6 protein-coding genes are annotated in these 10036 nt (G+C 47.6%); 3 read left to right on the plus strand and 3 right to left on the minus strand.

The window, feature by feature from the left end; all coding sequences use genetic code 11:
* Positions 1-323 precede the first annotated feature (323 nt).
* From ACFQ2O_RS04610 to ACFQ2O_RS04620, 3 genes are all read left to right on the plus strand, one after another.
* Positions 324-1769 carry an aldehyde dehydrogenase gene (locus tag ACFQ2O_RS04610; protein WP_377523239.1) on the plus strand — a complete coding sequence of 482 codons (1446 nt, stop codon included), beginning with the start codon at positions 324-326 and terminating at the stop codon, positions 1767-1769.
* 261 nt (positions 1770-2030) lie between these two features.
* Entirely contained in the window at positions 2031-2885 is an 855-nt protein-coding gene (locus tag ACFQ2O_RS04615; RefSeq protein ID WP_377523240.1) for a GIY-YIG nuclease family protein, read from the plus strand.
* A gap of 383 nt (positions 2886-3268) precedes the next feature.
* A complete protein-coding gene (locus ACFQ2O_RS04620) occupies positions 3269-4540 on the plus strand; it encodes a chloride channel protein (RefSeq protein WP_377523241.1) in 1272 nt (423 codons plus the stop codon).
* A gap of 123 nt (positions 4541-4663) precedes the next feature.
* Here the strand turns inward: ACFQ2O_RS04620 and ACFQ2O_RS04625 are convergent, their stop codons facing one another.
* The 3 genes from ACFQ2O_RS04625 to ACFQ2O_RS04635 all read right to left on the minus strand — a co-directional run bounded on the left by ACFQ2O_RS04625 (position 4664) and on the right by ACFQ2O_RS04635 (position 9855).
* Complete coding sequence (locus ACFQ2O_RS04625) at positions 4664-6901, minus strand: S9 family peptidase (RefSeq protein WP_377523242.1); 2238 nt, start codon at positions 6899-6901, stop codon at positions 4664-4666.
* 176 nt (positions 6902-7077) lie between these two features.
* A complete protein-coding gene (locus ACFQ2O_RS04630) occupies positions 7078-8634 on the minus strand; it encodes an OmpP1/FadL family transporter (RefSeq protein ID WP_377523243.1) in 1557 nt (518 codons plus the stop codon).
* A 24-nt stretch (positions 8635-8658) separates the two neighbouring features.
* The gene (locus ACFQ2O_RS04635) at positions 8659-9855 is read right to left on the minus strand and encodes a hypothetical protein (protein ID WP_377523244.1); all 1197 of its coding nucleotides are present in this window, start codon (positions 9853-9855) and stop codon (positions 8659-8661) included.
* Positions 9856-10036: the final 181 nt, after the last annotated feature.

Genomic DNA, 10036 nt, shown 5'->3' on the forward strand with positions numbered 1-10036 from the left:
GGCTTGCTTCAAGTATAAGCTTCATTGGAGCAGCTTCACTTTTCTTCGACCAAGATCCTTTCAGGATAACAAGTTGGGAGAAAGGGAGTGCTAAGGTTGAATCAGAAACAGGAGCAGCTAAAGCATCCGCAGAAGTATTAACATCCCCCTACCCCCTTCAAAGGGGGACTTAGCAGAAGTGGTGTAGCGAAAGCAGTAGTAGCTACTTAAACTGATTTGAGGCCTTAGACAAGGAGGGGTTAGAAGTCGTTGGGAACGGTACAGCAAGTATAAATGCCACCCATTCATAATTTTTAATTCATCATTCATAATTGCCAACGCACGTGCAGCAGCTTCAAAACTACATCAACGGCCAGTTAGTTGCTCCCGCAGCGGGGCGGTACATCGACAACTATAATCCTGCAACCGGAGAAGTATACTCCCTTATTCCTGATTCTGATGAGCAGGATGTAGCGCAGGCGGTGGAGGCGGCGCAGGCAGCTTTCCCGGGTTGGGCGAAGACGCCTGCCGAAAAACGTGGCCGCATTTTGATGAAGATAGCTGACCTGATTGATGAGAACCTGGAGCGGCTGGCAGAGGCTGAGTCGATAGACAACGGCAAACCACTAAAACTTGCCAAGACAGTAGACATTCCGCGGGCCAGCAGTAACATGCGTTTCTACGGTACGGCCATACAGCACTTTGCTTCGGAGGCGCATTACATGGAAGGCACAGAGGCGATCAACTATACGGTGCGGCACCCGCATGGGGTGGCAGGTTGTATCTCGCCCTGGAACCTGCCGCTATACTTGTTTACCTGGAAAATCGCTCCTGCCCTGGCTGCTGGAAATTGTGTAGTAGCCAAGCCTTCCGAAGTTACGCCCATGACGGCTTTCCTGCTGTCGGAGATTTGCATGGAAGCAGGCTTACCTGCCGGTGTACTGAACATTGTGCACGGCTATGGGCACAAAGTTGGAGCTGCCATGGTAGTGCACCCGAAGGTGCCTGTTATCTCCTTCACCGGTGGCACGGCAACCGGGCGAAGCATTGCCGCGACAGCTGCCCCTATGTTCAAAAAGCTATCGCTGGAGTTAGGTGGCAAGAATCCAAACATCATCTTTGCTAATTGCGATTTTAACAACGCCCTCCATACTTCCATACACTCCTCCTTTGCCAACCAGGGACAGATCTGCCTCTGCGGCTCCCGCATCTTTATCGAGCGCCCGCTGTACGAGAAGTTTCGGGATGCTTTTGTGGAGAAGGTAAAAGCTATGACCGTAGGCGACCCGCTGGAGGATCGCACCAAACAAGGCGCGGTGGTATCGGAGCAGCACATGCAGAAGGTGCTTTCTTACATCGAGCTGGCGAAGCAGGAAGGCGGAAGCATACTTACAGGCGGACACCAGGTGCAGGTGGAAGGACGCTGCGCCAAGGGCTGGTTTATTTCTCCTACCGTTATCGAGGGCCTTCCCTATAACTGCCGCACCAATACCGAGGAGATCTTTGGCCCTGTTGTGACGCTTACGCCTTTCGACACCGAAGAAGAAGTTATCCAGTACGCCAACTGCACCGACTACGGCCTCTCCGCCACCATCTGGACACAGAACCTACAACGCGCCCACCGTGTGGCGCACCAGGTACATAGCGGCATCATATGGGTCAACACCTGGCTCCTCCGCGACCTCCGCACACCTTTCGGCGGCATGAAAAACTCCGGCGTAGGTCGAGAAGGCGGCTTTGAGGCACTGAGTTTCTTTACTGAGCCGCAAAATGTTTGTGTGAAACTGTAGGGGCTGCTTACACTTTATGCGCATATCCTACTAGCCCAACACTAGGCAACATGTTAATAATATCTATAGTACAATCTGCTTGTACGCTCTCGCTCGCCTCCGGCGAGTGTGTGGTATAACACTACCTCTGGCAACCTGATGACAAACCAAAGGCGTAGCATCAAGTATAAATTATACTTATTAACATGAGGCGGGACACCTCTATAACCTCACACTCGTCGGAGGCGAGCGGGGGCTAATTTTAATGAATTCATATTAAAAATGAAGTTTGGTAAAACAATAAAGATATTCCTTATCGACGGTGATCCAAATGGCCGCATGACCTGTGAATTATCTAACTGGACAGGTAAAGCTTATAGAATTCCTCGTGTTAAAGTCAAAGAATGTATAGATCGCCAAGACTTAAATAATCCTGGTATTTACTTACTGTTTGGCAAGAGCGAAGATGGCTTTGATAAAGTATATGTTGGCGAAGCTGAAGAAATATTTAGAAGACTCCAACAACAGGTTTCTCAAAGAGACTTTTGGAATGAAGCAATCACCTTCATCAGTAAAGATGAAAACTTGAACAAAGCTCATATAAAGTACATTGAAAACCGACTACACACTTTAGCAAAAGACGCTGGCCGCTACCAATTAGAAAACAGTGTTATACCTACACAATCTTCTATCTCTGAATCTGACAGAGCAGAAATGGAAGAATTCATATCAAACATCAGATTACTTGTTAATACCCTTGGTCATAAAGTTTTTGAGGAAAAGCGTGAAGTCAAGAATAACGATGAGCAACAACCAATCTTTTATTTGAGAGGCGCAAGAGGTGCAGAAGCTCAAGGCGAACCTACAGCAGAAGGGTTTGTGGTGTTTAAAGGATCAAGGGCTACACTATCAAATGTTAACTCTATTTCTCCATCCTTTGCTAAATATAGGCAGCAGCTCATAGAGCAAAACATACTTCAGCAGAATGGAGAGGTATATGAGTTTATGGAAGATAGTGTTTTCAGTAGCCCTTCTACCGCAGCAGTTATGGTGATGGGTAGAAACGCAAATGGTCTACTTGAGTGGAAGTTGCCTAGTGGAGTAACGCTGAAAGAGTTTGAGTCAGAAAACAGATAAAGCTGTCTGCCACTATAATAAGCTACCTCTCCAACACCTCATCAATCAACCCATACGCCTTAGCCTCGTCGGTTATGTCTGAAGACTTCTTTATCAAGCCCAACTTAAGTAGAAAGACAGCATTACTTCATACTATATTGTCATCCTGAAAGGATCTTGTGGGCTAATTAGAATAGCTTCAATGAACCGCTTTACCGCTCGCGGGGCAGGGGCCCTCTTTAACCAAGATCCTTTCAGGATGACAACAATAAACAGGTTAAACTAATTTTGTTTCCACTCTTAGCAAACAATTTTTTGTTAAGATTCTGCTATTCATACTTACGAATAGCAGATTAAAGTAGCCCTGGCCGGAGGTTTAAACAGGATCTCCGTACCTTTGCCCGATGGACTTTAAGAGAAGAAGACTAGCCGTAGCGCTTCGGAACCAGTTAAACTACCCGTTGCAGTTTAATCCTTTTGTGTTCAGCAAGCTGTTTCTGCTATGGATTGCCGTGGGTATTGTGGGCGGTGTGATCGCTGGCTTTTACTGGACAGTACTGGAGGGGCTGCTGCATTTTCTGGCGCAGTTCCAGGGGCTTTATGTCATTCCGGTTATGGCAGTGGCAGGTCTGTTGGCGGGGCTTGTTATCCACTTTCTCGGTGACCCCGGCGAGATGGACCTCATCGTAAACAACATCCGCTTTAAAGGCGGCAGACTGGAGCCCAAGAATAACCCGTCCATGATCCTGTCGTCGTGGTTGTGCATTGCCAGCGGTGGCAGCGCAGGCCCGGAGGCTCCGCTTGTGCAGGTGGTAGGCTCCACCGGCACCTGGATAGCCCGGAAGCTTAGGATAAAAGGCGAGGATCTGCGCTCTTTAAGTATAGCAGGCATGGCCGCTGCCTTTACAGCCCTGTTTGGCGCTCCACTGGGGGGTAGCCTCTTTGCGCTGGAGATTCAACACCATAAACACATCAGCGAATACTACCAGGCCTTGATACCCGCCTTGGTGGCTAGTTGCTCCAGCTACGTTATCTTTCTTCTGGTGACGCACATCGGCATTGGCCCTACCTGGGTTTTCCCGATATATGCCACGCCCGAGCTCAACGACTTTTTCTATGCCATGCTATATGCTTTGGCAGGCACGGCCGCTGGTTGGTTGTTTATCTTTTCCGTACGCCAATGCCGCCATATTTTTCAAAAGCTGCAGGTGCCCATTTATGTGAAGATGATGATCGGAGGGCTCATCATTGGTACGATTGCCTACTTTGTGCCCCTCTCCCGCTACTTTAGCCACGATGAGCTGAACGTGTTGCTGGAGGAGCAGTTTACGCTGGAGTTCCTGCTTATACTTTTAGGAGCCAAAATACTGGCAATCGCCTTTACCGTTACCTCCGGCTGGCGTGGCGGTTTTATCATTCCGCTTTTCTTTGTGGGTGCTACAGTGGGTATGATTGTAAATACTGCCTTTCCGGGCCAGAACCTGCCACTGATTATGGTAAGTTGCATGGCGGCAATCAACGCCTGCGTTACGCGCACACCTATCAGCACGACCATTTTGCTGGCCACGCTTACAGGCTTTCATCATTTCATCCCGATACTTTTTGCCAGCCTGACCGGCTTTTTCCTGGCACCTAAAACACCGCTGATTAATGCGCAGCTAGGCGTAAAAGAGTAATGTACCAAACATACTTTCCAGCTTTTTTATACAAGCCAAGTATAAACCCCTTTTCATACTTATTATAAACAAGAAGGGCCTGCTGAGTAGCAGGCCCTTCTTGTTTATATTTATACTTGTGGCTTACTGGTTTACCACTGTTTTGCCTGGGTTAATCAAGTTGCGCTCCAGGAAGTCGGTCATCATGGTGAAGCGGTGCATATAGGTGTTGCCGCCGTAGATACCGTGGTTACGGTTCGGGTAGTAGAAGCTCTCGAACTGCTTGTTGGCATCAATCAAAGCATCCTGCATGGCTACAGCATTTTGGAAATGCACGTTATCATCTCCTGTGCCGTGGATGAGCAACAGCTTACCTTGCAGCTTATCAGCAAAGAACAACGGTGAGTTCTCATCATACCCAGCCGCATTTTCCTGTGGTGTTTTCAGGTAACGCTCGGTGTAGATAGAGTCGTAGAATCTCCAGTTTGTAACCGGAGCCACGGAGATACCTGCACGGAACACGCCATCGCCTTTCGTTAGGCCAAGCAGCGTCATGTAGCCACCAAAGCTGTGCCCCCAGATACCGATGCGGTCTTTGTCTACATAGTTCTGCTTGCCCAGCCATTTAGCGGCCTCAATTTGATCTTCGATTTCATACTTGCCCAGGTTAGCGTAGGTGATTTTTTTGAAGTCAGCACCGCGGGCACCTGTACCTCTGTTATCAACGCTTACCACGATCAAGCCTTTGTCGGCCAGCACCTGGTACCAAAGGTAGTTGCTACCGCCCCAGCTGTTAGTTACTGTCTGTGAGCCTGGGCCACCGTATACAAACATCAGCACTGGGTATTTTTTGTTCGGGTCAAAATCCGTTGGCTTAATCATCCAGCCGTTCAGCTTCGTGCCGTCAGCCGTGTTCATGGAGAAGAACTCCTGCTTGGCAATATCATACTGCGCCAGCGTGCTCTTCAGCTTCTCGTTATCTTCCAGCACCTTGATCAGTTTGCCATCTTTTGCGGTGTGTAGGCTTACGGTTGGTACCGTGTTGGCAGCAGAGTAATAATCCAGGTAGTATTTGAAGTCATTGCTCATGTTCACGCGGTGCGTGCCCTCTTTGTCCGTCAGGCGCTGCTTCTTTTTGCCTTTGCTGCTGATGCTATACAGGTGGCGGTCAAGCGGAGACACCTCTGTAGACATGTAGTACAGGCGGTCGTTTTTCTCGTCGTAGCCAACATACTCACTCACCTCCCAGTTACCGTCGGTGATCTGGCGCACCAGTTTACCGTTCATGTTGTACAGGTACAGGTGGTTGTAGCCATCCTTCTCAGAAGAGTGGATGAAGTTCTTACCGTCCTTCAGGTAAGTAAGGTCGTCGGTAATGTCGATGTAGGCCTTGTCTGTCTCTTTCAGCACCACGTTGGTTTTACCGGTAGAGACATTGGCGTGCAGGATCTCCAGGGTGTTCTGCAGGCGGTTCATTTTCTGGATAGACAGCAGGTTAGCATCGTTCGTCCACTTGATGCGCGGGATGTAAATGTCATCCTCGTTGCCCGTATCCATCTTCACGGTTTTGCCGCTGTTTACATCATACACCGAAACCTTTACGGTTGAGTTTGCCTCACCAGCTTTCGGGTATTTGAACTTGTAATCCTGCGGATACAATTCGCCCCACATCTGCATGTTGAACTCCGGCACGTTTGCCTCGTCAAAAGTATAGAAGGCGATTTTCTTCCCGTCTGGTGACCAATGGAAACCTTTCGCAAAAGAGAATTCTTCTTCATACACCCAATCCGAGTAACCGTTGATGATGGAGTTGAACTTGCCATCGGTGGTGATCTGCGTTTCCTGCATGTTGCTCAGGTCGGTCACGAACATGTTGTTTTCGCGGGCGAAGGCAACGCGCTTGGCATCCGGTGAGAAAGAAGCATACAGCTGCTTGCCGCCATCGCTTAGCTTTGTCAGCTTTTTAGAGGCGATGTCGTAAATGTAGAATTCGGCCTTAGACGAACGACGGTAAATTTGCTCTGTATCGGTAGAGAAGAGTACTTTCTGCTCGTCTGAAGAGAAAGTATAGTCATCGTACTGAATTGGTTGGTTGCTGCCGGCTGGCACCAGGTTTTCGCCCTCGATGATGGTGGAAACGGGCTTGCCTGTAGTTACATCATACTTTACAATGTCGTATACCTTGTTCTTTTCGTCAGGCACCTGCGAGCTGTAGTAGCGGCCATCGTTCATCCAGTTCACGCCGTACACCGACTGGCTACGGAAGGTGCCTTTCTTGTAAAGATCCTCCAGCGTAATGTCTTTTTTCTGCTGCGCCTGCGCCACAAAGGCAAAACACAGAAGCACGGCAGCCAAAATATTTGTCTTTAATCTGATATGCATGCTTTTCGGTTAGTTTAGTTTAGCTCCTCTAAGTTAAAACAATATTACGGTTTAGCCATAAAGCGTAGCCAAAACCATACCTATACTTGTTATAACAGTAATATAGGCACGTGAAAACAAAAAAAGCGGCAACCCTTATTCGGAGCTACCGCTTTTTATACTTTATACTTGGTCAATTAGAAGTTGAAGCCAACGGTTAAGAGTGCAGTAGATTGGCGGTTTTTCATATCTACTATTGGCTCTCCGCCTCCTGAACTAAAGGTATAAGGAGAGTAACGTGTGGCTTGGTTGCTGTTAACATATGCCAGGTCCACAAAGTAATTCTGCAGACGAATACCTGCCCCCAAGGTATAAGCTTTGATAGAACCATCCAGGTCGTTGCTCTTATAAGGATCTCCTGAATGAGCATATCCTGCACGGAACCTAAACGCTTCATAGCGGCCTTCTGCTCCTATTTTAAAGTTTACTGCAGATTGATAGGTATCAGATATAGAGTTATTCACGTCTGTGAAATACCCACTGGAACTCCCAAATTCATTGTCCTCAGAAAACCGCATACCCCCATAATTCACAAATTCAGCATCAGCCGTGATAAAGCCATACTTACCAATAAAATAAGCTACTCCGCCTGTTGCACGGAATGGCGTAGTCAAGCGGTAGTTAAATTCTCCTGGCAATTCAGCATCAGAATAAGTACCAGGCACGCCCGTATCAGGATCTACCGAAGTAGCTGACAACGATCTTTGGTAATCATCTGTAAAGTTATAGGCAGTAGGTGTCTGTATACTTAATCCCAACCGTAATGCATCTACTGGTCTTGCAATCACACCTACCTTTAGGTTTATACCTGCACCTCTTGTAGTAAACTCATCCCGTAGCGTAAGATTATATTGTCCGGGAATGCCTTGGTTCTCCTCATCAAAAGCTATAACATAATCGCCTGATTCACGAAAAATACTTTCCTGAGTGAAGTTGCTGGTTATGATGCCTAAAGAGGCTCCAAGGTAAATTTTATCTTTATAACTGGTACCAACACCAATATCTAATTGATTTTGAGACCCTCTGCGCTGAATTTCTTCCAGCTGACCTATAGCGCCATAGCTGTACAGCGGATTAGCATAATTTGTAGCTTCACCTCGTTCCACATCCCAAAACTCAATAAGAAAAGTGCTATAAGCTAAACCTGCTAAAGAGGTGATACCAGTATTATCAACTTCATCTATTAAACTGGATTCTGTACGACCATTTATATTCGCTTGGTCAGCAAAATAATCTACAATGGTATTTGGAGCTTCTGTGGTATTAGTATACCTAAGCTGTTGGTTAAAATTATTCAACCTTGTAAAGCCTATTCCTAGATTTACTCCTCTCCAGTCGTTGGTATCATCATCGCCCCGGCGTTTAGACAACACAAGCCCCATTTGTGGCACAGAAAAAATATTGCGTTCATCTGTAAAGTTACCGTCTCCTGTACCTGTTTCGGTTGTATTATACTGTATACCTGGAGTGATGGAGAATTCTGAACGGCGGAACATGCCTAAACCAGCTGGATTGCCGGCAATATTTGTTATATCAGCTCCAAGCGCGGTTTGCGCTCCACCTATACCTTGTATGCGCGCAGTACCTGAAATTCCCAGTTGTGAATAACGCAGCGCATCTGTTCCAGTTTGGGCAAAAGCAGTACCACCCCAGCCTAGTAAGAGCGCCAGGCTGGCCAAAAGTGTCTTCTTCATTTTATATGGATTTTCTTGCTATACTTAATTATTTCCTCTTCTTGATCGCCCACCGCTGCTGCTGCCTGAGCTTGTACCAGACGATGATGACCCACTACTGCTGCGCTGGTAAGATGGGGTTGATGTTGCTGGCGTAGAAGTGGCTGGGCGGCTTTCGTAGGTGCGTGCCGGACGACTGGTCTCGACAGAGCGTGTACGCACTGGTTGCTCTGAAGTACGGCTTGGCGTAGAACTACGGCTGCGGCGGCCACTATTCTCAGTTGGCGCTACAGCAGGTTGCGTACGCTGCTGCTGTGGTTGTGTGGTGGTGGTGGTGTTTCTGTTTGCACGGCTTGGCCTTGCTGGCAACACTACTCTATCATTTGTGCCTGATGCTGGCGCTACAGTGCTTCTATCGCTACGCGACTGACGCCCCACTACACCCTGGCTATTCTCTGTTCGTTCGCTTCTAACAGCCTCTCCTCTTGCTGAACGTCTGTTTGCCGCACCGTCATTATTTGTTACAACACTACCACGGCTGTCGCGTGGGCCATACTGTACTTTAGAGGCACGCCCAATAACTACTGGCCTGTCAGAATACCAGTTGTAAGGGTTGCTGGCATAATATCCGTTGTTAAACCCTCTGTTGTAGCCATTATAATAGCCATGCCCGTAGCTGCCAGGCCACCAGTTGCTGAAACCATAGCGTGGCGAACCATAGAAGCCTCCCCAGCCCATGCCATAGCTAATGCTTACACTCAAGCCTCTTCCGTAACGGGCATTGTTCCAGAACGGATCATAGTAAAACGGGTCGTTATAGAATGGGTCGTAAAATGGATCATAGTAGGCATAGCTCATGCGGCGCGGCGCATAGGCTGCACCCCAATAAGGATCTACAAAAGAATAATCTGGGCGGTACCAGTTATCACGCGCATCGTAAGAGCGCCCATCATAATACTCATCATCACCAACATAATTTTGTGTAACGGCATTATCTGAGTATTCAGGGTTTAGCACTTCGCCATCGGCTAAGGTTTGCTGCTGCTGCTGCGTATTGTTGCTATAGTCTTGGTAAGCCTGCTCCGAACGTTGCTGCGTTTCTGGCTGTACATATACTGTCTCATCGGTTGAGCTGTAGTACATATCGTCATATTCTGACGACTGCATCGCAATTGGGCTGCTACAGCCAACGGCCAGGAGGGCCAGCACGGGGGCTAAGGTAAAAATCGTATATTTTTTCATTGCCTTCTGCTTAAATCTGTGAGGGAAAAACCTTCTATATCAAAGATAAGCACACATAGGAGCAAAACCTTATCCATAGTATAATATATTAACGTATTTTTGGGCCGGAACGATGTCCGGAGATTTATAATTTATTCTGCAAAATCTGTTCCAAAATCATTAATATTTAGACATATAAGAT

Source organism: Pontibacter rugosus (assembly GCF_042678745.1).
GTDB classification, from domain to species: Bacteria; Bacteroidota; Bacteroidia; order Cytophagales; family Hymenobacteraceae; genus Pontibacter; species Pontibacter rugosus.

Coding starts and splice junctions, on each gene's coding strand:
- ACFQ2O_RS04615 (WP_377523240.1), top strand. CDS start 2,031: ATGAAGTTTGGTAAAACAATAAAGATATTCCTTATCGACGGTGATCCA.
- ACFQ2O_RS04620 (WP_377523241.1), top strand. CDS start 3,269: ATGGACTTTAAGAGAAGAAGACTAGCCGTAGCGCTTCGGAACCAGTTA.
- ACFQ2O_RS04625 (WP_377523242.1), bottom strand. CDS start 6,901: ATGCATATCAGATTAAAGACAAATATTTTGGCTGCCGTGCTTCTGTGT.
- ACFQ2O_RS04630 (WP_377523243.1), bottom strand. CDS start 8,634: ATGAAGAAGACACTTTTGGCCAGCCTGGCGCTCTTACTAGGCTGGGGT.
- ACFQ2O_RS04635 (WP_377523244.1), bottom strand. CDS start 9,855: ATGAAAAAATATACGATTTTTACCTTAGCCCCCGTGCTGGCCCTCCTG.